This is a genomic window from Mycolicibacter algericus DSM 45454 (genome assembly GCF_002086455.1).
Taxonomy (GTDB): domain Bacteria; phylum Actinomycetota; class Actinomycetes; order Mycobacteriales; family Mycobacteriaceae; genus Mycobacterium; species Mycobacterium algericum.
In genome coordinates, this window is the sequence record NZ_MVHC01000035.1 from 1 (window position 1) to 21,641 (window position 21,641).

Consider the following 21,641-nt stretch of genomic DNA (forward strand, 5'->3'; position numbering starts at 1 on the left):
GGCGGGCCGTAACCCGGGGGCGGGCCGTAGCCCGGCGGTGGTGGGCCGTAACCGGGCTGCGGGCCATACCCGGGCTGCGGGCCGTAGCCGGGCGGGGGAAAGCCAGGGCCCGGATAGCCGGGCGGCGGCGGATTCACCATGTGGCTGAGCGTAGCGTTATGCGGCATGGCGGAACTCAAATCCCGGTTGCGGGCGGACCTGACCGAAGCGATGAAGGCGCAGGACAAGCTGCGTACCGCAACCCTGCGGATGCTGCTTGCCGCGATCCAGTCCGAAGAGGTCTCCGGCAAGCAAGCCCGCGAGCTGACCGACGACGACGTGCTCAAGGTGCTGACCCGCGAGGCCCGCAAGCGGGCGGAGTCCGCCGCCATCTACACCGAGAACGGGCGCGGTGAACTCGCCGCCGAAGAACATGCCGAGGCCCGGATCATCGCCGAGTACCTGCCCGAACCGCTCAATGAGGCCGAACTGGCCGACGTCGTCGACACCGCACTGGCACAGGTGGCTGAGGAGATCGGGGAGCGGCCGCACTCCAAGCACATGGGCCTGGTGATGAAGGCCGCCACTGCGATCGCGGCGGGCAAGGCAGACGGTTCCCGGCTGTCGGCCGCGGTGAAGGAACGCCTCTAGAGGCCGATGGCATCAGCGCTGATCGAGGACTACGCGCTGCTCGGTGACCTGCACACCGCGGCGTTGCTGGCCCGCGACGGCAGCATCGACTGGCTGTGCCTGCCCCGGTTCGACTCCCCGGCCTGTTTCGCGGCGCTGCTGCATGACGAATCCGCCGGTTACTGGCGCATCGCCCCGGCCGGCGGTGGCCCAGCGACCCGGCGCGGTTACCGCGGCGACACGCTGATCGTCGACAGCGAATGGGACGCCCCGGGCGGCACGGTGCGGGTCACCGACTTCATGCCGCCGCGCGGGAAGAGCGCCGACGTCGTCCGGATCGTCGAAGGCGTGTCCGGACGGGTCTCGATGCGAATGGACCTGGCGATCCGGTTCGACTACGGCAATGTGGTGCCCTGGATGCGCCGCCGTGACGACGGGCTGATCGCGGTCGCCGGCCCCGACACGCTTTGTCTGTCCAGTCCGGTCGGCATGCGGGGCGAGAACATGACCACCGTCGCTGAGTTCGAGGTGGACGCCGGCGAGAAAGTGCCGTTCGTGCTGACCCACACCCCGTCGCACCTGCTGCCGGAGGCCGTGCGGTCCGAGGCGGTGCGGGCACTGGGCAAAACCGAGTCGTTCTGGCAGAACTGGATCGACCAGTGCTCCTACCGCGGCCAGTGGGCCGACGCGGTGCGCCGCGCCGTGATCACCCTCAAAGCGCTCACCTACGCCCCGACCGGCGGGATCGTCGCCGCAGCCACCACGTCGCTACCGGAATGCATTGGCGGCGTGCGCAATTGGGACTACCGATACTGCTGGCTGCGTGACGCCACCTTCACCCTGCAGGCGCTGCTGGGCACCGGCTACGTCGCCGAAGCCAAAGCGTGGCGGGAATGGCTGGTGCGCGCCGTGGCCGGTGATCCGGCCAAGCTGCAGATCATGTACGGCCTGGACGGCACTCGTCGGCTGCCCGAGCAGACCCTGGATTGGCTGTCCGGTTACGAGGGTTCGGCGCCGGTGCGGACCGGCAACGAGGCTGCGGGCCAGTTCCAGCTCGACGTCTGGGGTGAGGTGCTCGACGGCCTGAACCTGGCGCTGGACTCCGGGCTGGAATGCGAGGACACCGCCTGGGACATCCAGCGCGCCCTGCTGGACTTCCTCGAAGGCCACTGGGACTCTCCCGACGCCAGCCTGTGGGAAGTTCGCGGCCCGCAACGGCATTTCGTGCATTCGAAGGTGATGGCGTGGGCCGGGGTGGACCGCGCGGTGCACGCGGTGCGCAACCACGGTCGGGAAGGTCCCGTCGATCGGTGGCGGGCGCTGGCCGATGCCATCCATGCCGACGTCTGCGAGCACGGCTTCGATACCGAGCGTGGCACGTTCACCCAGTACTACGGTTCGGCCGGCCTGGATTCGGCGCTGCTGCTGATTCCCCGGGTGGGGTTCCTGCCGTGGGACGACCCGCGGGTGGTGGGAACCGTCGAGGCGATACAGCGGGAATTGTCCAGCGACGGCTTCCTGCGGCGCTACGACACATCCGACGGATCGGTCGATGGGCTGCCGGGGACCGAGGGGGCGTTTCTGGTGTGCACATTCTGGCTCGCCGACGCACTGCACGGCATCGGCCGGCGCGACGAGGCGCGGGCGCTGTTCGAGCGACTGTTGGGCTTGCGCAACGACGTCGGGTTGCTCGCCGAGGAGTACGACACCGCGTCCGGGCGCCAGGTCGGCAATACGCCGCAGGCGTTTTCGATGGTCGGGCTGGTCAACACCGCGCGTGGGCTCAGCGGGGAATCGACGCGGACGAAGCCCGGTGGGAGTGGTTGACCCGGGCCGGACGACGATGGCCTGCGATTCGGGTCTCGGGCGGTCAGCGCCGGGCTAACATCACCGGGTGGTCCCGGGGTTGCGTGACATGTGGAAGCCGAGCCTGCTCACTGCCGCGCTCGCAGCGAGCGGACTGGTGTTCGCCGGCGGGGCGCCGGCCAACCCGACGGCCGGCATGGAGGTCGGCACCGACGACAGTGTCTGCACCGCCGGCTTCGCCGCCCAGAACCGCTTCGGCGACTACTTCCTGTTCACCAGCGGGCACTGCGATTCCGGCGACGGCTCGGAATGGACCGACGCCGCGGCCGCGCCACTGGGCCCGATCTTCGCCAGCGAGAACAACGGCGACGACCGCGACGCGGCCATCATCCGGCTGCGCCCCGGAACACCTCCGCCCAACGGTGGCGTCGACGGCCGCTACCGGATCCGGGATGTGTTGGGTCCCGGCCAGATCCACGTCGGCATGCCGTTCTGCAAGGTAGGTTCGCGGACCGGTGAGACGTGCGGGGAAGTGACCGAGATCGCGGGCAACGTGGTGGTGACGAACCTGTACAGCAGCGAAGGCGACAGCGGCAGCCCGGGTTTCGTGACGAACCCCGACGGCACCATCAGCGCCGCGGGAATACTGACGGGCGGCCCCGAGGGCGACGACAACACCACCTATTTCGTGATGGTCGAGCCGATATTGCGGGAGTGGCGGTTGCAGATCCTGAAGTGAGCGGCGTGGCGGGTTGTCGTTGCGGTAGTGCGAACCCGGGGGCGTCGACCCGCATCCGTTCATCGGACCCGCCGGACCCGCCGGTGTCGGCGTCGGCGGACCCGTCGGGCCTGGCGGTGTTGTGGGTCCGGTCGGGCCCCGGGCCGATCGGACCCGGCCCAGGCGGCCTCGGCCGGCGTTAGGCACCCTTCGCTGCGTTTACTGCGGCATCACCGGTGGACCGAGACAGCCAAAGGCCCTGACCGGACTTGCTGGTCAGGGCCTGTGATCTGCATCAACGCCAGTCGGGGTGGCGGGATTCGAACCCACGACCTCTTCGTCCCGAACGAAGCACGCTACCAAGCTGCGCCACACCCCGTGTGAAGCCACGACAGCGTATCGCACCGCCCCGGCAGCTACCCAAACGCGCTGCCCAGAAGCCGATTGCGGGACACAGGTCACTCCTCCGGCGCAGCATGAAACGCCCCACAATCCGGCGCGGGAAGCTGCAAACGCCGCCAAAACTAGGCAGACTGGCTAATAACTAAACGCTGTGCAAGGGAGTCAGATCATGACGCTGTTGGGCGGAGCGGTGTATGCGGGTTTCTTCACGCTGGCTGCGCTGTGGCTGGTGGCCACCAACCCCGACAACGTCGAAGAACAGACTCACCCGAACGCTCACCCGAACGCGAAGCGGCAGGACCGCTCGAACTCGGCCAGCACCGCCGCGGCCCCCGTCGGGTCCAGCCCCTGCTGTGCCAGCCAGTCGTCGCTGAAGTAGGTGTCGGCGTAGCGGTCGCCGCTGTCGGCCAGCAAGGTCACCACCGATCCGCTGCGTCCGTCGGCGACCATCTCCGAGAGCAACCCGAACGCCCCCCAGATGTTGGTTCCGGTGGAGGCACCCACCCGCCGGCCCAGGACCGCGCTGACATGACGTGCCGTGGCCACCGAGGCCGCGTCGGGTACCGCGACCATCCGATCCACCACATCCGGCAGGAACGACGGCTCCACCCGTGGCCGACCGATGCCTTCGATACGCGACGACTCCTCGATCTCCAGGTCATACCGGCACTGCTCGTAGGCCGAGTAGAACGCCGAATGCTCCGGGTCGACCACGCAGAGCCGGGTGGCGTGGCGGCGATACCGGATGTAGCGCCCGATCGTGGCACTGGTGCCGCCGGTGCCGGCCCCGACCACGATCCAGTCCGGGATCGGGTGCGCCTCGTCGCGCATCTGCTGAAAGATCGACTCGGCGATGTTGTTGTTGCCGCGCCAGTCGGTGGCCCGTTCGGCGTTGGTGAACTGATCAAGGTAGTGCCCGCCGGCCTCGCGAGCGATCCGTTCCGCCTCGGCGTAGACATCGGCCGCATGTGCCACGAAGTGGCAGCGCCCGCCCTGCGCCTCGATCAGCGCCACCTTGGATGCGCTGGTCGAGGCTGGCATCACCGCGACGAATGGCAGGCCCAGCAGGGCCGCGAAGTAGGCCTCGGACACCGCCGTGGACCCCGAGGAGGCCTCCACCACCGTGGTGCCCTCGGCGATCCGGCCGTTGCACAATCCGTACAGGAACAGCGAGCGCGCCAGCCGATGCTTGAGGCTGCCGGTGATGTGGGTGGTTTCGTCCTTGAGATACAGCGCCACGTCAACGTGGGCGGCCCACGCCGACGGCAGCGGGTAGCGCAGTAGGTGGGTGTCGGCGCTGCGCCGGGCGTCGGCCTCGATCAGCCGGATCGCGTTGTCGGCCCAGCGGCGTGGATGGCCGTGGTCGGCAACCCGCCCGGTCAACGAGCCGACACGGACGGCTCCCAGGAGCCGCGAGTGAGCCGCGAGTCATCGCCGCCGGTCGGCGCGGGCACTAGGGTCAGCAGGGTTGCCTCCGGACGGCACGCGAAGCGCACCGGCGCGAACGGTGAGGTGCCGATGCCGGCCGAGACGTGCAGGCGCATATGGGCACCCCACTGCGACGGTCCCTTGGCCCGGGAGCGATCCAGGCCGCAGTTGGTCACCAGCGCGCCGTAGAACGGCAGGCACAGCTGCCCGCCGTGGGTGTGGCCGGCCATCACCAGTTGGTAGCCGTCGGCGGCGAAGCGGTCGAGCACCCGCGGCTCCGGGGAATGCGTCAGCCCCAGCCGCAGTGCGGCGGTCGGGTCGGCCGGGCCGGCGATGGTGTCGTAGCGGTCCCGTTCGATGTGCGGGTCATCGACACCGGCCGCGGCGATCCGCTGCCCGGCGACGTCGAACTCCCGACGGTTGTGGGTCAGGTCCAACCAGCCCCGCTCGGTGAACGCCGCCCGCAGGTCCTGCCACGGCAGCGGCGTGCCGTAGATGCGATGCGTGGGCTTGGTCAGGTACTTCGCCGGGTTCTTGCACCGCGGCCCGAAGTAGTCGTTGCTGCCGAAGACGAACACGCCGGGCACCGAGAGCAGCTCACCCAGCGCCTGCACCACCGCCGGCACGGCCTTGGGGTGGGCGAGGTTGTCACCGGTGTTGACCACCAGATCCGGTTCCAGCCGGACCAGCTCGCGCAGCCAGGCCTGCTTGCGGCGCTGGCCGGGGCGCATGTGGATGTCGCTGATGTGCAGTACCCGCAGCGGTGACGAACCCGGCGCCAGCACCGGCATCGTCGCCTCACGCACCACGAAGTTGTTGCGTTCGATGATCGCGCCGTAGCCAATGGCCAGGGCCGCCGGCCCGAGCGCCGCCGATGCGGCGACCAGGGACCGGGTCAGGGCAGGTGATGGAGCCATGCGTTTCAGAATACTGCGCCTCGGCAGCGGCTCCGCGGTTACGGCGGCAACGGCTGCCCCGGCGCCGGCGGCGGCAGCAGCGGAATGGTGATCGGCGGCAGCCCGGGGATCTCCACCACGGTCGAGCCCACCGGCCCGAGCGGCGGCCCGCCCTCCGGCGGCGGGGGCGGTGGCGGCGGGATGCCGTTGCTGACCTCGATAGTCACGATCGAGCCGGGAATGGTCTGTCCGCTCGGCGAGGTACCCACCACCGCTCCGGAGCGGGCGCTGCTGTTGACCCAATTCGGTTGGTCGGCGACCTGGAAGCCGACTTCCTTGAGCCGCTGGCGCGCGGCGTCGACGTCCAGGCCGACGACGCTGGGCACCCGCGAGTTGGGGCCGCCGTCGACGTAACGGGGATCGGTCGGCGGCATGATGACCTCACCGAAGTCGGTGGCGATCGGCTTCATCGCTGCGAACCAGGTCCGGGCCGGCTCGTTGCCGCCGAACAGGTCGCCGTCCCCGCAGTGCCGCAGCGGGAACGAGCACAGGTCCGACGGCGAGCTGGAGTCGTCGAAGATGTAGTTGGCCGCCGCGTAGCGGTTGGTGAAGCCCAGAAAGCCCGACGACCGGTGCGCCTCGGTGGTACCGGTCTTGCCGGCCATCGGCAGATCCCAGCCCACCGAACCCGCCGCCGGTGCTGCGGTGCCGCCGCCCTGGATGTCCTTGCCCAACGCATTGGCCAGCGTGTTGGCCAGCCCTTCGGGAACCACCCGCTCACAGATTTCGGTGGTGACGGCCACCTCGTTACCGTTGCGGTCGAAGACCTTGTCGATCGGGTTCGGCGGGCACCAGATGCCGCCGGAGGCCAGCGTGGCGGCGACATTGGACAGCTCCAGCGCGTTGACCTCGATCGGGCCCAGCGTGAACGACCCCAGGTTCTGCCGCTTGACGAAGTCGGCCAGGCTCTCGTTGCTGTCCGGGTCGTAGTCGCGGGCGGTACCGGGATCGGCGTAGGAGCGCAGCCCCAGTTTGATCGCCATGTCGACGGTGCGTCCCACCCCGACCTGCGAGATCAGTTTGGCGAATGCGGTGTTGGGCGAGGTGGCCAGTGCGGTGGAGACGTTCATCGGCGACCGGTAGGGGGCGACGTTCACCACGCACCAGGTCTCCTTGGGGCACCCCTTGGCGCCGCCTGAGCCCATGCCCTTGGTCTGGAATCGGCCCGGCACGTCGAGTTCGGCGCTGATGCCCATGCCCATCTCGAGTGCGGCGGCCACCGTGAACGTCTTGAAGATCGACCCGGCGCCGTCACCGACCAGCGAGAACGGTTGCGGGCGCATGGTTTCGCCGATGTCGCCGTTGAGCCCGTAGGTGCGGTTGCTGGCCATCGCCAGCACCGGGTGCGCATCGGGGCCGGGCTTGATCACGCTCATCACGCTGGCGATGCCCTGCACGTTCGGGTTGGCGAAACTGTCGATCGCCTGCTTGACCGAGCCCTGCACGTCGGGGTCCAGCGTGGTGTGGATGACGTAGCCGCCGCGGGCCACCTGTTCCTTGCTGATGCCGGCGCGCGCCAGGTACTCCTGCACGTAGTCGCAGAAGAATGCCCGGTCGCCGGCCGCGATGCAGCCCCGCGGCAGCTCGTTGGGCTGCGGCAGGATGCCCAGCGGTTCCTCCTTGGCCGCCCGCAGCGCGTCGGCCTGGTCGGGAAGATTCTCGATCATGGTGTCCAGCACCAGGTTCCGCCGCGCCAGCGCGCCCTCCGGATTGGTGTAGGGGTTCAGCGCGCTGGTCGACTGCACCATCCCGGCCAGCATTGCCGACTGCTGCCAGTTCAGCTCCGAGGCGTCGACGCCGAAGTAGGTCTGGGCGGCGTCCTGGATGCCGAAGGAGTTGTTGCCGAACGACACCAGGTTCAGGTAGCGGGTCAGGATCTGCGGTTTGGTGAAGGTGCGGTCCAGCGTGAGCGCCATCCGGATCTCGCGTAGCTTGCGCGCCGGGGTGGTCTCGATCGCGGCGCGCTTCTCGGCGTCGGTCTGGGCCAGCACCAGCAGTTGGTAGTTCTTGATGTACTGCTGCTCGAGGGTGGACCCGCCGCGGGTGTCGAGGTCACCGGAGGCATAGCCGGCCAACCCGGTCAGCGTGCCCTTCCAGTCCACGCCGCTGTGTTCGGCGAACCGCTTGTCCTCGATGGAGACGATCGCCAGTTTCATGGTGTCGGCGATCCTGTCGCTGGGAACCTCGAATCGGCGCTGGGAGTACAACCAGGCGATCGTGTTGCCCTTGGCGTCGACCATCGTCGTCACCGCCGGCACGTCGCCGCCGACCAACTGGGCCGAGCCGTTGGCGACCACGTCGGAGGCGCGGTTGGACATCAGGCCGATACCCCCGGCGACCGGGAACAGCAGCGCCGCGAGCAGCACGGCGGCGAGCAAACAACACCCGGCCAGTTTGAGCACGGTTGGGCCGGTCGGGGGACGCTCCGACATGGCTAACACACTAACGCCGGGAGTCGGGGGCGCTCACCGAAGTCCCCAGCAGACCCCGGCGCCGGGGGTGAGCGCTGGATCCTGGGCCGGTCCGCGCCCCCCGGAAAACGCCGAGTCCAGACCGTTCGCAGCGGCCCGCCACCGTGCAGATCATGATCGGACGGCACGGTTGTCCCAAAAAAGTGGGTATCTACCAGTTGCGCGAAAGCCACCTGACCACCTAACTTGGACATCGAGTGCGATTCAGGTAACACTGATGACACGATGTGGCGTAGATCGCAATGGCTGGGTCGACGCTGATATCGAAGGTACTGAATAGGTGGCTGCTGGGGCGGCCGGGACGGAGGATCGTCAGTGTCTCTTACACGGCCAGCGGTTCAAAAGACCAACCCACCGGCGACACCGGCCTCCCGTACCGTCCTGCGCGGCGTGCAGGACGAGAGCAGGATCGCCTGGGTCTCCAAGGCGCTGTGTCGCGGCGCCGACCCGGATGAGCTCTTCGTACGCGGTGCCGCACAGCGCAAGGCCGCGGTGATCTGCCGGCACTGCCCGGTGGTGCTGGAATGCCTGGCCGACGCCCTGGACAACCGGGTCGAGTTCGGCGTGTGGGGCGGCATGACCGAGCGGCAACGGCGGGCGCTGCTCAAGCAGCACCCCGAGGTGACCTCGTGGCGCGACTACTTCGCCGCCCAGCGCAAACAGCGTGACGCCGGGTAAGCGGCGCCGGCTGAAACGCGACTGAGTCTTCTTTGCGTCTACTTCGCCGTCAGCTGGTCGGCGATGGCGCCGAGTGCTTCCAAGTCGGAGACGTCGAACGGTAGCGACGGCACCCCGACGATGGGAACCCGCGGGTTCGCCCGGGTGAAGCGCGACAGCAGCCGGACCTCACGTTTGGCGGTGGCACCACGTTCGGCGTGAATCCGCAGTGCCGCAGTGGCCAGCGCCTTCGCCCCGTCGGACACCGACTCGCTCGGGGCCTGCTGCAGCGTCTCGATGCCGTCGATGGCGCGCTCGATGGGCAGCTCGCACAGCATCGGATGGGTCCGGTTGAGGACCAGCCCCGCCAGCGGCATGTGTTCGCCGGCGAGCCGGTCGACGAAGAACGACGCCTCGCGCAGCGCGTCGGGCTCGGCCGCTGACACCACCACGAACTGGGTGCCGCGCCGCTTGAGCAGATCGTAGGTGCGGTCGGCCTTCTCCCGGAACCCACCGAACGTGGCGTCGAGGGACTGAACGAAGTTGGCCGCATCCGAGAGCATCTGCGAGCCGAGCACGGTCGACAGCGCTTTCATCGCCAAGCCGAGCGCACCCGCCACCAGCTTGCCGATGCCGCGCCCGGGACCCAGCAACAGCTTCCACAGCCGGCTGTCCATGAAGCTGCCCAGCCGCTTCGGCGCGTCCAGGAAGTCCAGGGCGTTGCGGGACGGCGGGGTGTCGACCACCACCAGATCCCAGCGGTCCTCGGCGAGCAGCTGGCCGAGTTTCTCCATCGCCATGTACTCCTGCGTGCCCGACAGCGAGGTGGCGACGGTTTGGTAGAACTGGTTGCTCAAAATCGCCTCCGCCCGCTCCGGGCCGGAGTACTGGACCACCATCTCGTCGAAGGTGCGCCGCATGTCGAGCATCATCGCGTACAGCTCGCCGGGCACCTCCGGCGCCAACGGCACCCGCTGGGGGCTGTTGCCCAGATCGTCGATGCCCAGCGCCTGCGCCAGCCGCCGGGCCGGGTCGATGGTCAACACCACCACGGTGCGGCCGTATTCGGCGGCCCGTAGCGCCATCGCGGCGGCGGTGGTGGTCTTGCCGACGCCGCCGGCGCCGCAGCACACCACCACGCGGTTGGCGGTGTCGGCCAAGATGGCGGCCATGTCCAGCGCCGCCGGCTTGCCGGTCGTTTCGGGTGTCATCGAACCCCCTGTCGGCCGAGAATCTCGGATAGCTCATACAGACTGCCGAGGTCGACCCCGTCGGTGATCGTCGGCAGGTGCAGCCGCGGCACGTCCAGCTGCTCCAGCTGCTCGGCCGTCTCCGTCCGGGCGTTGATGCGGGTGGCGTGCTGGATGGTCTCGGTCAGCAGGCCCGCGAAGTCGTCGTCGGACAGCGTGATGCCGGCCGCGGTCAGGCCGGCGCGGACCGCGTCGGCGTCGACGACTCCCTCGGCGGCCTTGGCCAGGTCCTCGGGTTCCAGATGCGCGGGGATGTCGCGGTTGACGATCACACTGCCGATGGGCAAGTCCAACTCCCGCAGCTCCTCGATCGCCTCGAGGGTCTCCTGCATCGGCAACGCCTCCAGCAGCGTCACCAGATGGATGGCGGTCTGATCGGAGTGCAGCAGCTTCACCACGCCGTCGGCCTGCGAGTGCACCGGGCCGCCCTTGGCCAGCTGTGACACCGCTTTGGTGACGTCGAGGAACCGGGCGATCCGGCCGGTCGGCGGTGCGTCCACCACGATCGCGTCATAGACCGGCTTGTTGTTCTTGTCGGTCTGGATCACGTGGTACTTGATCTTGCCGGTGAGGATGACGTCGCGCAGGCCCGGGGCGATGGTGGTGGCGAATTCGACCGCCCCGACGCGCTTCATGGCCCGGCCGGCGATGCCCAGGTTGTAGAACAGCTCGAGGTATTCCAGGAACGCGGCCTCGATGTCCATCGCCAGCGCGTCGACCTGCCCGCCGTCTTCGGCGGTCGCGACCTTGAGCGGGTCGATGGGCAGCGGTGGCACGTCGAACAGTTGCGCAATCCCTTGGCGCTCTTCGACTTCCACGAGCAGTACCCGTCGCCCGCCGGCCGCCAGCGACAACGCCAGCGCGGCGGCCACGGTCGATTTGCCGGTACCGCCCTTACCGGTCACGAAATGGAGCCGGGCCCTCGTCAATCGCGAAGGCCAGCCGATGGGACTCGTGCCTGTCGGCGCCTGCGCGCCGTCCTTCCCCGGTGAGGCTGTCACCACTGCATGCTAACCAAGCGCTTGCCCGGGCTAACGATAAGCTCGCTGCTATGAGCGAACGCACCGCGTGGGAGTACGCCAATGTCCCGCTGATCACGCACGCCACCAAGCAGATTCTCGATCAGTGGGGCGAGGACGGCTGGGAACTGGTCTCGGTGCTCCCCGGGCCCTCCGGTGAGCAGCTCATCGCCTTCCTGAAGCGCCCGAAATGAGCTGGCGGGCGCGGCTGAGCGAACTCGGGATCGAACTGCCCGAGACCGCCGCACCGTTGGCGGCCTACGTTCCGGCGGTACGGACCGGCGACCTGGTCTACACCTCCGGTCAACTGCCGATGACCGGCGGCAAGCTGGCCCGCAGTGGCAAGGTCGGCGCCGAGGTCAGTCCCGAAGAGGGGCACGCGCTGGCCCGGATCTGTGCGCTCAACGCGCTGGCCGCCGTGGACGCCCTGGTCGGTATCGACGCGGTGACCCGGGTGGTCAAGGTGGTCGGGTTCGTGGCCTCCGCCCCGACCTTCAACGGCCAGCCCGGCGTGGTCAACGGCGCTTCCGAGTTGCTCGGCGAGGTGTTCGGGGAGGCCGGCGCGCATGCCCGCTCGGCCGTCGGGGTCTCGGCGTTGCCACTGGACGCACCCGTCGAAGTCGAGTTGATCGTGGAGATCGGATAGGTGTGTCACTGAGTCATCCCGCCTACGGTCGGCTGCGACCGGTCACCGAGACCGCGTCGGTGCTGCTGGCCGACAACCCCGGCCTGATGACCTTGGATGGCACCAACACCTGGGTGCTGCGCGGGCCGCGCAGCGACGAGGTGGTGATCGTCGACCCCGGCCCGGACGACGACGAGCACATCGGCCGGCTCGCCGAGCTCGGCAAGGTCGCGCTGGTGTTGATCAGCCACCGCCACTTCGACCACACCGACGGCATCGACAAGCTGGCCGACTCGCTCGACGTACCGGTGTACTCGGCGGGCAGCGGATTCCAGCGCCGGCTCGGCGGCGGCCTGATCGACGGCCAGGTGATTGAGGCGGCGGACCTGCGCATCACGGTGTTGGCCACCCCGGGGCACACCGCGGACTCGCTGTCATTCGTGCTCGACGATGCGGTGCTGACCGCCGACACCGTGCTGGGCCGCGGCACCACCGTCATCGACACCGAGGACGGCGACCTGGCGCACTACCTGGACTCACTGCACCGGCTGCGCGGCCTGGGCGAGCGCACCGTGTTGCCCGGGCACGGGCCGGAGCTGCCGAACATCGATGCGGTGGCCGCCGGATATCTGGCGCACCGCGAGCAGCGACTCGATCAGGTGCGCTCGGCGCTGGCCGAACTGGGCGAGGACGCCGCCACACGCCAGGTCGTCGAACACGTCTACACCGACGTCGACGAGGAGTTGTGGGACGCCGCCGAATGGTCGGTGCAGGCCCAGCTGGACTATTTGCGGGCTACCTAGTCACCGCGAGCAGACGCATAGGCCCCCTTTTCTTGCCGAAATTGGGGGCTTTCGCGTCTGCTCGGCGGGATTACCGCGCCCGGCGGGCCAGCCGCTCGGAGTCGGAGATCAGCACACTCTTGCCCTCCAGCCGGATCCAGCCGCGGTGGGCGAAGTCGGCCAGCGCCTTGTTCACCGTCTCCCGCGAGGCCCCCACCAGCTGGGCGATCTCCTCCTGCGTCAGGTCGTGGGTGACCCGCAGGGCGCCGCCCTCCTGGGTGCCGAACCGCTGCGCCAGCTGCAGCAGTTGCTTGGCAACCCGGCCGGGCACGTCGGTGAAGATCAGGTCGGCGAGGTTGTTGTTGGTGCGGCGCAGCCGGCGCGCCAACACCCGCAGCAGCTGCTCGGCGATCTCGGGCCGGTCGGAGATCCACGACCGCAGCGCGTCGCGGTCCATCGAGACCGCCCGCACCTCGGTAATGGTGGTCGCGCTGGAGGTTCGCGGGCCGGGGTCGAAGATCGACAGCTCGCCGAACATGTCCGACGGTCCCATGATGGTCAGCAGGTTCTCTCGGCCGTCGGGCGACCGCCGGCCGATCTTCACTTTCCCGGAGACGATGATGTACAGCCGATCGCCGGGCTCTCCTTCGGCGAACACCGTGTGTCCGCGCGGAAAGTCCACGGGCTGAAGCTGCTTGGTCAGCGCGGCGACGGCGCTGGGCTCAACTCCCTGGAAGATTCCGGCCCTCGCCAGGATCTCGTCCACGTTGCCCCTTAGATGTTCTTGAATGAAGGTTTGAAACGCGCAAACGCCAGCCTTTACCGGGCTAGCCATCTGAGTCTAGAGCCAGGCGTCAAGCGTCGTGCCAACGCTACACACGATTGGCGCGCCGAGTCCGGGGAAACTGCGGATTCGTCGCCTCGGCCTCGCTCAACCCGGTCTCGATGCGCTCCAGCCCGACCGCTGCCAGCATCAGCAACGCGGGTATGGCGGTGATCAGCAGCCAGGACACAAAGGGACAGTAAACCTGGGCAAGGTCTCATTGCGGTCACAAATTAGTACCCTGTCGGAGGTGACAGTGGACAAAGCCGCCCGCGCGGCGCGGACGGAGACCCGGATCGGGTTGGTGCGGCGTGCTCGCCGAATGAATCGGACTCTGGCGCAGGCCTTTCCGGATGCCCACTGCGAGCTGGACTTCACCACGCCGCTGGAGCTCGCCGTCGCGACGGTGCTGTCGGCCCAATGTACCGACGTGCGGGTGAATCTCACGACGCCGGCGCTGTTCGCCCGCTACCCGGCCGCGCTGGACTACGCGCAGGCCGACCGCACCGAGTTGGAGGAGCTGATCCGGCCCACCGGCTTCTACCGCAACAAGGCCACCTCACTGATCAAGCTGGGGCAGGCGCTGGTCGAACGCTACGACGGGGAACTGCCCGACACCATGGACGAACTGGTGCGGCTGCCCGGGGTGGGCCGCAAGACCGCCAACGTCATCCTGGGCAACGCGTTCGGGGTACCGGGCATCACCGTCGACACCCACTTCGGGCGCCTGGTGCGACGGTGGGACTGGACCGCCGAGGAGGACCCGGTCAAGGTCGAGCACGCGGTCGGCGAACTGATCGAGCGCAAGGAATGGACGCTGCTGTCCCACCGGGTGATCTTCCACGGCCGTCGCGTCTGCCACTCCCGCAAACCGGCTTGCGGCGTGTGCGTGCTGGCCCGCGACTGCCCCTCGTTCGGGCTGGGACCCACCGATCGGCTGGAGGCCGCCGCGCTGGTCCGGGGTCCCGAGACCGAGCATCTGCTGGCTCTGGCCGGGCTGTAGCGGCCTGGTGCGGATGCGGCCGATGAGCAGGTCGACCTGGTGGACCCTGGCGATACTGGCGGTGGCCACCGCGCTGGTCGCCGCACTGGTGATCGAGCTGCGCCGCGAACCGGTCCGGCCGGACCGCGGCGCGCCCGTGCCCGCGGTGGCCCAAGACCTCACCGTCCTGCGGGAGCGAGCCGGCCTGCCGCCGTGCCGGGATGCACCCGACGGGGCCGGCCCGGCGGCGCTGCGCGGCGTCACCGTGGCATGCGCGGCCGACGGTGCGCCCGTCGACGTGGCCGCAATGTTCGCCGGCCGACGGGTGGTGCTGAACCTGTGGGCCTACTGGTGCCGACCGTGCCGCGACGAGTTGCCCGCCTTCGCCGAATACCAGCGTCGCGCCGGGCCGGACGTGACGGTGGCGACGGTGCACCAAGACGACAACCAGGCCGCCGGGTTGGCGCTGCTGGCCGAGCTGGGCGTGCGGCTGCCCACGCTGCAGGACGGCCGGCGCCAGGTGGCGGCGGCGTTGCGGGTGCCCAACGTGATGCCTGCGACCGTGGTGCTCGCCATGGACGGTAGCGTTGCCCGCATCCTGCCGCAGTCCTTCGCCACCGCCGATGAGATCGCCGCCGCCGTCGGAGGCAGTGGGCGTTGAGGTGCGGCGATGGGGAGCGGGCAGAGGGAGACGCGGTGAACGCTGGCGAGTCCCGGTCTCGGGCCCCGTCCTGGCTGCGCCCGCTGGTCGACAACGCCGACAAGATGCCCAACGCCTACCAGCGTCGGCTGCCGGCCGACATCCGCAGAATGGTCACCGCGGCCAACGCCGAAGCCGACATCACCGGACACGGGCGCGACGCGGCGGTGCTGGTGCTGTTCTCCGGTCCGCCGTCGCAGCAGGCTGGTGACATACCAGAATCTGCCGATCTGCTGGTCACGGTGCGGGCCTCGACGCTGCGCCACCACGCCGGCCAGGCCGCGTTCCCGGGCGGGGCGGTCGATCCCGACGATTCCGGGCCGGTGGCCACCGCGCTGCGGGAGGCGAACGAGGAGACCGGAATCGACCCGCGCCGGGTGCACCCGCTGGCGGTGCTGCAAAAGGTCTTCATCGCACCCTCGGGGTTTCAGGTGGTACCGGTGCTGGCCTACTCGGAGGATCCCGGGCCGGTCAGCGTGGTGGATCCGGCCGAGACGGCGGTGGTGGCACGGGTTCCGCTCCGGGCATTCATCAACCCCGCGAACCGGTTGATGGTTTACCGTGATGCCCGCAGCAGGCGTTGGGCCATGCCGGCGTTTCGGCTCAACGAGATGCTGGTCTGGGGGTTCACCGCCCAGGTGATCTCGGCGATGTTGGACGTGGCCGGCTGGGCGCAACCCTGGGACGACACCGAGGTGCGCGGCCTGGACGAGGCGATGGCCCTGGTTGGAGGAGAAGGCGGTATATGACGTCGTCGCAGTGGCTGGACATCGCCGTGCTGGCGATCGCCTTCGTTGCCGCAGTGTCCGGCTGGCGCTCCGGCGCGCTCGGCTCGCTGTTGTCCTTCGTCGGCGTGGCGCTCGGCGCGATGGCCGGGGTGCTGCTGGCCCCTCACCTGATCGAGCACGTCGCCGGTGCCCGGCTCAAGCTGTTCGCCGCGCTGTTCCTCATCCTGGCCATGGTCGTCATCGGCGAGGTCGCCGGCGTGGTGCTGGGGCGGGCGGTGCGCGGAGCGATCCGCAGCCCCGGTGTCCGCGGGGTGGATTCGATCGTCGGGGTGGTGCTGCAGCTGGTCGTGGTGCTGATCGCAGCCTGGCTGCTGGCCACCCCGCTGACCGCGTCCGATCAGCCGAGCCTGGCCGCCGCGGTCAACGACTCGCGAGTGCTGCGCCAGGTCGACGATCTGGCGCCGGGCTGGCTCAAGAACGTGCCGCGACGGTTGTCGGCGGTGCTCAACGACTCCGGGCTGCCCGCCGTACTGGAACCGTTCAACCGCACCCCGATCGCCGCGGTGGACGCGCCCGACCCCGGATTGGCCGCCAGCCCGGTGGTCGAGGCCACCGCGCCGAGTGTGCTGCGGATCCGCGGCGTAGCCCCCAACTGCCAGAAAGTGTTGGAGGGCACCGGTTTCGTGATCTCGCCCAACCGGGTGATGACGAACGCGCACGTGGTGGCCGGGTCGGACAGTGTGTCGGTGGAGAGCGGCACCAAGTCCTACGACGCCACAGTGATCTCCTTCGACCCCAAGGAAGACATCTCGATTCTGGCGGTGCCGGACCTGCCGTTGCCGCCGCTCCCGTTCGCGCCCTCGCCGGCCGAGCCCGACACCGACGCGCTGGTGCTGGGCTATCCCGGCGGTGGGGTCTTTGAGGCCACCCCGGCCCGGGTTCGCGACACGATCAACCTCGAGGGGCCCGACATCTACCGCACCACCACCGTCACCCGCCGGGTATACACGATCAGAGGCACTGTGCAGCAAGGCAATTCCGGTGGGCCCATGATCGACATGGAGGGTCGGGTGCTCGGCGTGGTGTTCGGTGCGGCGGTTGACGACGCCGACACCGGGTTCGTGATGACCGCCGAGGAGGTGTCGAACCAGCTCGCCCGGATCGGCGACACCGCACCCGTGTCGACCCAGACCTGCGTCGGCGGTGAGTGAGTCAGGTCGGATCGCCGCCCGCCTCGCTAGCTCGACGACAGGAACCGCATCAGCTGCTCGTTGACCTGATCCGGCGCCTCCTCATGGGCGAAGTGCCCTACGCCGGGCAGGGATACGTACCGGCCATGGGGTGCGTAACGCCGGGTCTTGGCCACCGGATCCGCCAGCACGTAGGGGTCGTCGTCGCCGCGCAGGTGCAGCAGCGGGATGTTCAGTGTCCGGAGATCGAGCGCCTTCATGAATCGCCGGCCCTCGGAACGGAGTTGGCTGCGCACCGCCCAGCGCTGGTACTCCAGCGCGGAATGTGCTGCCGCCGGGATCTGGATCGCGGTACGCAGGTGACCGATGGTTTCCGAGAAGTCCTCGCCCGCCTGCCAATTCGCGCCGGCCCTACTGCGCACCAGGCGTTCGATCTCGGCGCCGTCGCGGCGGGTCAGGCTGCGCTCCGGCCAGAAGGGCAGCTGGTAGCGCAGCAACCACGGCAGCAGTGCCCGGCCCTGATCGGCGCGGGTCAGCGCCGAGTTGCGCAGTGCCGCCGGATGCGGCGAGCTGACCAGGGCGATGGCGCGGACCAATCGCGGGTGCAGCAGCGCGGTCGCCCAGCACACCAGTCCGCCGTCGGCGTGACCGACCAGGGTCGCCGACGAGTGCCCTAGGGCGCGGATGAGTCCAGCGGTGTCCCCGGCCAGGGTCCAGCCGTCATAGCCGCGGGGCGGTTTGTCGCTGCCCCCGTAGCCGCGCAGGTCGACCGCGACGACCCGGACGCCGGTGAGCCCGCGCAGCTGGTGACGCCAGGTCCACCAGAACGAGCCGAAACCGTGCAGCAGCATCACCAGTGGCCGTGCCATCGGCGGGCCGTCGGCGGCGTCTTCGCCGGCCGGGATCGCCTCGACGACATGAAAGCGGATGCCGTTGGCGTGGATGTCTTGATGCCGCCACGGCCCGTCGATGCGGGTGATCGACGGATCCGGTGGCGGCACTACCAGCCCGAGGGGTCGGTGGCCGGTTTGCCGTCGTGCGCCTTCAGCGACTGCGGGCCCGACGAGTGCAGCCGGTCCGGATCGGGGCGCAGTGCCTCGCGGGTCTCCCGCACCGATTCGATGGTTTGACGCGGTCCCCGGATGCGCCGGACCCGCAGGAAGCCGAACAACGCCAAGCCCGAGGCGACGGTCAGCATGACCCCGAACACGATCAGGTAGGCGGCCCAGTCCTGGAGCCAGATGTTGAGCACCTCGGCCAGGAAGAAGAAGAAAAAGAAGGTGGAGTAGAACAGCACGACCAAGGCCGCGATGAAGAACACGCTGCCGGTCAGGCCCTTCTTGACATCCCGGGTGATCTCGGCGCGGGCGAGCTCGACCTCGGCGCGCACCAGTGTCGACATCTGCGCCGTCGCGTCTTTGACCAGCTCGCCCAGCGACGGGTCGGCCGGCAGCGCGTGGGGATCCGTCAACGGGATGGACGCCAAGGTGTTGGGCACCCCGTTGCGGTCCGCCCTGGCGGATCTGGTCGAGGCGCGTGACGCCTTCCTGCGATCGGCCTTGCTCACTGGCTGTCCTCCCGTTCGCTGTCGTCGCGGCTTAATGTTGCCATGCGGTAGCAGCCCCGACGACCCCGGCAAAGCAGCGGCCGAAATGGGCAGGCCCCACGTTAAGCTGTTTTTATACCCACCGGGGGTGGAGCTGATCGACGGGAGAACCGCTGTGCAGATCGCACACCACTGGTTGCTGCGCACCATCGCGACGGTGCTGACGTTGGCGTCATGCGTTGCGATGGCCGGCCTTGCCGCGCCGGCCGCACGGGTCGCCGCCGACAACAAGGTGGTGATGGGCGGCGGCGCCGGGCTCGTCGTCGACGGCGACACGATGTGCACGCTGACCTCGATCGGCCATGACAACACCGGTGCGCTGATCGGCTTCACCTCCGCACACTGCGGTGGCCCGGGCGCCGAGGTCGCCGCCGAGGGGTCGGAGTCCAACGGCACGATCGGGCTGATGGTGGCCGGAAACGACAACCTGGACTACGCGGTGATCGAGTTCGACCCAGAGAAGGTGACGCCGGTGTCCAACTTCGGCGGCTTCATCATCGGCGGCATCGGGCCGGACCCGTCCTTCGGTCAAATCGCCTGCAAACAGGGCCGCACCACCGGGAACTCCTGCGGCGTCACCTGGGGCCCGGGCCAGGACCCGGGAACCATCGTCATGCAGGTGTGCGGTCGGCCGGGCGATTCCGGCGGCCCCGTCGTGGTGAACAACATGCTGGTCGGCATGATTCACGGCGCGTTCAGCGAGGCGCTGCCCACCTGCGTGGTCAAGTACATCCCGCTGCACACGCCCGCAGTCGTGGTGTCGATCAACGCGGTGCTGGGCGATATCAACGCCAACAACCGGCCCGGCGCCGGCTTCGTCCCGATCGGCTGAGCGTACCGTCAGACGATCGCAGCTCCGGCGGGTCGCCGCCTTCAGTCGGCCGCCCGGATCGCGTCGAACACGCTGGGGTCCACCAGGGTTGAGGTATCACCGAGTTCGCGGCCGTCGGCGACGTCGCGCAGCAGTCGCCGCATGATCTTGCCGCTGCGGGTCTTCGGCAACTCCGGGACAACGTGGACCTTGTGCGGGCGGGCGATCGGCGAGATCTCCACCGTGACACGCTCGCGCAGCTCGTCGACGATCGCGCCACCGGCCGCGCTGTGCGAGGCCGCCAGCACCACGAACGCGCAGATCCGTTGCCCGGTCTGCTCGTCGAGGGCGCCGACCACGGCGGCTTCGGCCACCGCGGCGTGACCGACCAGCGCGGACTCCACCTCGGCGGTGGAGATGCGGTGTCCGGACACGTTCATCACGTCGTCGATACGGCCGAGCACCCAGATGTCACCGTCGGCGTCATAGCGGGCGCCGTCACCGGCGAAGTACCAGCCCTGCTCGGCGAACCGCGACCAGTAAGTCTCGATGAACCGCTGCTCGTCCCCCCAGATTCCGCGGGCCATCGCCGGCCACGGCGCATCGATCACCAGGTATCCCGACACCGGTTCGCCGCCGGGGTCGTTCGGGGACACCAGATCACCGTGGTCGTCCACGATGCGCGCGGAGATCCCGGGCAGCGGGGCCATCGCGGCACCCGGTTTGGTCGCGGCAACGCCGGGCAGCGGGCAGATCATCGTCGCTCCGGTCTCGGTCTGCCACCAGGTGTCGACCACCGGCACCGCGTCCGCGCCGATCACCCGGCGATACCAGCGCCAGGCCTCCGGGTTGATCGGCTCACCGACCGACCCCAGCAGCCGCAGACTCGACAGGTCGTGGGCGTCGGGGATGTCGCGTCCCCACTTCATGAATGTGCGGATCAGCGTCGGCGCGGTGTAATAGATTGTCACGCCGTATTTCTCGATGATCTGAAAGTGCCGGTGCTGATCCGGGAAGTCCGGCGTGCCCTCGTAGATCACCTCGGTGGCGCCGTTGGCCAGCGGCCCGTACACCGCATAGGTGTGGCCGGTGACCCACCCGATGTCTGCGGTGCACCAGAACACGTCGGTGGCCGCCTTCAGGTCGAAAACGCAGTAGTGGGTGTAGGCCGCCTGGGTCAGGTAGCCGCCGCTGGTGTGCACGATGCCCTTCGGCTTGCCCGTCGTCCCCGAGGTGTAGAGCAGGAACAGCGGCTGCTCGGCCTCGAACGCCTCGGGGGAGTGCTGCGGTGACGCGGCGTCGACGACGTCGTGCCACCACAGGTCGCGGTCGGGAGTCCAGGCAACCTCGGCGCCGGTGCGGCGCACCACCAGCACATGCTCGACGGTGCTTGCCGCTTCGGCTGCGCTCAACGCCTCGTCGACCGCGGGCTTGAGCGGGGCGGCCTGGCCGCGGCGGAACTGACCGTCGGAGGTGATCACCAGCTTCGCCTGCGCGTCGTCGATGCGGGAACGCAGCGCGTGCGCGGAGTAGCCGGCGAACACCACGGTGTGCAACACCCCCAGCCGGGCACAGGCCAGCATCGCGATGATCGCCTCGGGGATCATCGGCAGATAGATGGCGACCCGATCACCGGCGACCAGGCCAAGGTCCGTCAGCGCATTGGCCGCCCGGCTCACCTCGGCAAGCAACTCCGCATAGGTGATGCTGCGGGCGTCGTCGACCGGCTCGCCCTCCCAGTGGATCGCCACCCGGTCGCCGTGACCAGCCGCCACGTGGCGGTCCACGCAGTTGTAGGCGACGTTGAGCCTGCCGTCGGCGAACCAGCGGGCGAACGGCGCCCGCGAGTAGTCCAGCACCTCGGTGAACGGCGTCGCCCAGTGCAGCCGGTTGGCCTGCTCGGCCCAGAACGCGAGCCGGTCGTGTTCGGCCGCACGGTAGGCCTCGGCGCCGGTGTTGGCGTGAGCGGTGAACTCGGGGGAGGGTGGGTACGACGACGGCGAGGCTGCGGGGGCGGTGTCAGGGTTCCGGCTCACGGTCAGCAGCCTAACCACCCCGGTTCCTGCGTCGGTCCCGGC

The 21,641-nt window shown here is 69.1% G+C and carries 22 protein-coding genes and 1 tRNA gene; 12 read left to right on the plus strand and 11 right to left on the minus strand.

Features of this window, described 5'->3' with window-relative positions; translation table 11 throughout:
* The first annotated feature begins 165 nt into the window (after positions 1-165).
* From BST10_RS19800 to BST10_RS19810, 3 genes are all read left to right on the plus strand, one after another.
* Positions 166-630, plus strand: coding sequence for a GatB/YqeY domain-containing protein (locus tag BST10_RS19800; protein WP_013830888.1), 465 nt, complete (start codon positions 166-168; stop codon positions 628-630).
* 6 nt (positions 631-636) lie between these two features.
* Complete coding sequence (locus BST10_RS19805) at positions 637-2,436, plus strand: glycoside hydrolase family 15 protein (RefSeq protein ID WP_083040140.1); 1,800 nt, start codon at positions 637-639, stop codon at positions 2,434-2,436.
* A gap of 88 nt (positions 2,437-2,524) precedes the next feature.
* Positions 2,525-3,154, plus strand: a complete 630-nt coding sequence (locus BST10_RS19810) for a S1 family peptidase (RefSeq protein WP_013830885.1) — start codon at positions 2,525-2,527, stop codon at positions 3,152-3,154.
* Positions 3,155-3,438: 284 nt separating this feature from the next.
* On the opposite strand, the gene BST10_RS19815 is transcribed toward BST10_RS19810, so the two are convergent.
* The 4 genes from BST10_RS19815 to ponA2 all read right to left on the minus strand — a co-directional run bounded on the left by BST10_RS19815 (position 3,439) and on the right by ponA2 (position 8,351).
* Positions 3,439-3,512: transfer RNA gene (locus tag BST10_RS19815), tRNA-Pro, on the minus strand.
* A 299-nt stretch (positions 3,513-3,811) separates the two neighbouring features.
* Complete coding sequence (cds1, locus tag BST10_RS19820; RefSeq protein WP_083040142.1) at positions 3,812-4,918, minus strand: L-cysteine desulfhydrase Cds1; 1,107 nt, start codon at positions 4,916-4,918, stop codon at positions 3,812-3,814.
* Positions 4,915-5,880 carry a metallophosphoesterase gene (locus tag BST10_RS19825; RefSeq protein WP_083040143.1) on the minus strand — a complete coding sequence of 322 codons (966 nt, stop codon included), beginning with the start codon at positions 5,878-5,880 and terminating at the stop codon, positions 4,915-4,917. Before BST10_RS19825 ends, cds1 begins: the two co-directional genes overlap by 4 nt.
* Before the next feature lie 38 nt (positions 5,881-5,918).
* A complete protein-coding gene (gene ponA2, locus BST10_RS19830; protein ID WP_083040145.1) occupies positions 5,919-8,351 on the minus strand; it encodes a transglycosylase/D,D-transpeptidase PonA2 in 2,433 nt (810 codons plus the stop codon).
* Between the two features lie 354 nt (positions 8,352-8,705).
* Here ponA2 and BST10_RS19835 point away from each other — a divergent pair, with 354 nt between their 5' ends.
* On the plus strand, positions 8,706-9,068 hold the full coding sequence (locus tag BST10_RS19835; protein ID WP_041319030.1) for a WhiB family transcriptional regulator: 363 nt from the start codon (positions 8,706-8,708) through the stop codon (positions 9,066-9,068).
* Positions 9,069-9,106: 38 nt separating this feature from the next.
* Here BST10_RS19835 and bagB read toward each other — a convergent pair whose 3' ends face one another.
* Complete coding sequence (bagB, locus tag BST10_RS19840) at positions 9,107-10,258, minus strand: ATPase BagB (RefSeq protein ID WP_013830880.1); 1,152 nt, start codon at positions 10,256-10,258, stop codon at positions 9,107-9,109.
* Positions 10,255-11,298 carry an ATPase BagA gene (bagA, locus tag BST10_RS19845; RefSeq protein ID WP_083040178.1) on the minus strand — a complete coding sequence of 348 codons (1,044 nt, stop codon included), beginning with the start codon at positions 11,296-11,298 and terminating at the stop codon, positions 10,255-10,257. Before bagA ends, bagB begins: the two co-directional genes overlap by 4 nt.
* A 50-nt stretch (positions 11,299-11,348) precedes the next feature.
* Between bagA and sp36 the strand changes: the two genes are divergently transcribed.
* The 3 genes from sp36 to BST10_RS19855 are packed head-to-tail and all read left to right on the plus strand — an operon-like array spanning position 11,349 to position 12,744.
* Positions 11,349-11,510, plus strand: a complete 162-nt coding sequence (gene sp36 / locus BST10_RS22735) for a Sp36 family protein (protein WP_013830878.1) — start codon at positions 11,349-11,351, stop codon at positions 11,508-11,510.
* Positions 11,507-11,962, plus strand: coding sequence for a RidA family protein (locus BST10_RS19850; protein WP_083040146.1), 456 nt, complete (start codon positions 11,507-11,509; stop codon positions 11,960-11,962). The genes sp36 and BST10_RS19850 overlap by 4 nt, the downstream gene beginning before the upstream one ends.
* Before the next feature lie 2 nt (positions 11,963-11,964).
* Positions 11,965-12,744 (plus strand): MBL fold metallo-hydrolase, encoded by a 780-nt coding sequence (locus BST10_RS19855; protein ID WP_083040148.1) that lies wholly within the window; start codon positions 11,965-11,967, stop codon positions 12,742-12,744.
* Positions 12,745-12,814: 70 nt separating this feature from the next.
* Here BST10_RS19855 and crp read toward each other — a convergent pair whose 3' ends face one another.
* A complete protein-coding gene (gene crp, locus BST10_RS19860; RefSeq protein ID WP_013830875.1) occupies positions 12,815-13,489 on the minus strand; it encodes a cAMP-activated global transcriptional regulator CRP in 675 nt (224 codons plus the stop codon).
* Between the two features lie 106 nt (positions 13,490-13,595).
* On the minus strand, positions 13,596-13,736 hold the full coding sequence (locus tag BST10_RS23425) for a hypothetical protein (protein ID WP_013830874.1): 141 nt from the start codon (positions 13,734-13,736) through the stop codon (positions 13,596-13,598).
* Positions 13,737-13,802: 66 nt separating this feature from the next.
* On the opposite strand from BST10_RS23425, the gene nth reads away from it, so the two are divergent.
* The 4 genes from nth (at position 13,803) to marP (ending at position 17,167) form a co-directional block, all read left to right on the plus strand.
* Positions 13,803-14,549: an endonuclease III gene (gene nth / locus BST10_RS19865; RefSeq protein WP_013830873.1), complete on the plus strand. Its 747-nt coding sequence runs from the start codon at positions 13,803-13,805 to the stop codon at positions 14,547-14,549.
* A 22-nt stretch (positions 14,550-14,571) separates the two neighbouring features.
* A complete protein-coding gene (locus tag BST10_RS19870) occupies positions 14,572-15,189 on the plus strand; it encodes a TlpA family protein disulfide reductase (protein WP_083040180.1) in 618 nt (205 codons plus the stop codon).
* 104 nt (positions 15,190-15,293) lie between these two features.
* A complete protein-coding gene (locus BST10_RS19875) occupies positions 15,294-15,977 on the plus strand; it encodes an NUDIX hydrolase (RefSeq protein WP_235673750.1) in 684 nt (227 codons plus the stop codon).
* The gene (gene marP / locus BST10_RS19880; protein ID WP_083040152.1) at positions 15,974-17,167 is read left to right on the plus strand and encodes an acid resistance serine protease MarP; all 1,194 of its coding nucleotides are present in this window, start codon (positions 15,974-15,976) and stop codon (positions 17,165-17,167) included. Before BST10_RS19875 ends, marP begins: the two co-directional genes overlap by 4 nt.
* A 26-nt stretch (positions 17,168-17,193) precedes the next feature.
* On the opposite strand, the gene BST10_RS19885 is transcribed toward marP, so the two are convergent.
* Complete coding sequence (locus BST10_RS19885) at positions 17,194-18,147, minus strand: alpha/beta fold hydrolase (protein ID WP_083040154.1); 954 nt, start codon at positions 18,145-18,147, stop codon at positions 17,194-17,196.
* Positions 18,147-18,713, minus strand: a complete 567-nt coding sequence (locus tag BST10_RS19890; RefSeq protein ID WP_083040156.1) for a phage holin family protein — start codon at positions 18,711-18,713, stop codon at positions 18,147-18,149. Before BST10_RS19890 ends, BST10_RS19885 begins: the two co-directional genes overlap by 1 nt.
* Positions 18,714-18,867: 154 nt before the next feature.
* On the opposite strand from BST10_RS19890, the gene BST10_RS19895 reads away from it, so the two are divergent.
* The gene (locus tag BST10_RS19895) at positions 18,868-19,584 is read left to right on the plus strand and encodes a chymotrypsin family serine protease (protein WP_083040158.1); all 717 of its coding nucleotides are present in this window, start codon (positions 18,868-18,870) and stop codon (positions 19,582-19,584) included.
* Positions 19,585-19,625: 41 nt separating this feature from the next.
* Here the strand turns inward: BST10_RS19895 and acs are convergent, their stop codons facing one another.
* The gene (gene acs, locus BST10_RS19900) at positions 19,626-21,599 is read right to left on the minus strand and encodes an acetate--CoA ligase (protein WP_083040160.1); all 1,974 of its coding nucleotides are present in this window, start codon (positions 21,597-21,599) and stop codon (positions 19,626-19,628) included.
* Positions 21,600-21,641: the final 42 nt, after the last annotated feature.

Excerpts from the sequence above, each read along its gene's own strand:
- BST10_RS19800 (WP_013830888.1), top strand. The coding sequence starts at position 166 with ATGGCGGAACTCAAATCCCGGTTGCGGGCGGACCTGACCGAAGCGATG.
- BST10_RS19805 (WP_083040140.1), top strand. The coding sequence starts at position 637 with ATGGCATCAGCGCTGATCGAGGACTACGCGCTGCTCGGTGACCTGCAC.
- BST10_RS19810 (WP_013830885.1), top strand. The coding sequence starts at position 2,525 with ATGTGGAAGCCGAGCCTGCTCACTGCCGCGCTCGCAGCGAGCGGACTG.
- BST10_RS19825 (WP_083040143.1), bottom strand. The coding sequence starts at position 5,880 with ATGGCTCCATCACCTGCCCTGACCCGGTCCCTGGTCGCCGCATCGGCG.
- ponA2 (WP_083040145.1), bottom strand. The coding sequence starts at position 8,351 with ATGTCGGAGCGTCCCCCGACCGGCCCAACCGTGCTCAAACTGGCCGGG.
- bagB (WP_013830880.1), bottom strand. The coding sequence starts at position 10,258 with ATGACACCCGAAACGACCGGCAAGCCGGCGGCGCTGGACATGGCCGCC.
- sp36 (WP_013830878.1), top strand. The coding sequence starts at position 11,349 with ATGAGCGAACGCACCGCGTGGGAGTACGCCAATGTCCCGCTGATCACG.
- BST10_RS19850 (WP_083040146.1), top strand. The coding sequence starts at position 11,507 with ATGAGCTGGCGGGCGCGGCTGAGCGAACTCGGGATCGAACTGCCCGAG.
- BST10_RS19870 (WP_083040180.1), top strand. The coding sequence starts at position 14,572 with ATGAGCAGGTCGACCTGGTGGACCCTGGCGATACTGGCGGTGGCCACC.
- BST10_RS19875 (WP_235673750.1), top strand. The coding sequence starts at position 15,294 with ATGCCCAACGCCTACCAGCGTCGGCTGCCGGCCGACATCCGCAGAATG.
- marP (WP_083040152.1), top strand. The coding sequence starts at position 15,974 with ATGACGTCGTCGCAGTGGCTGGACATCGCCGTGCTGGCGATCGCCTTC.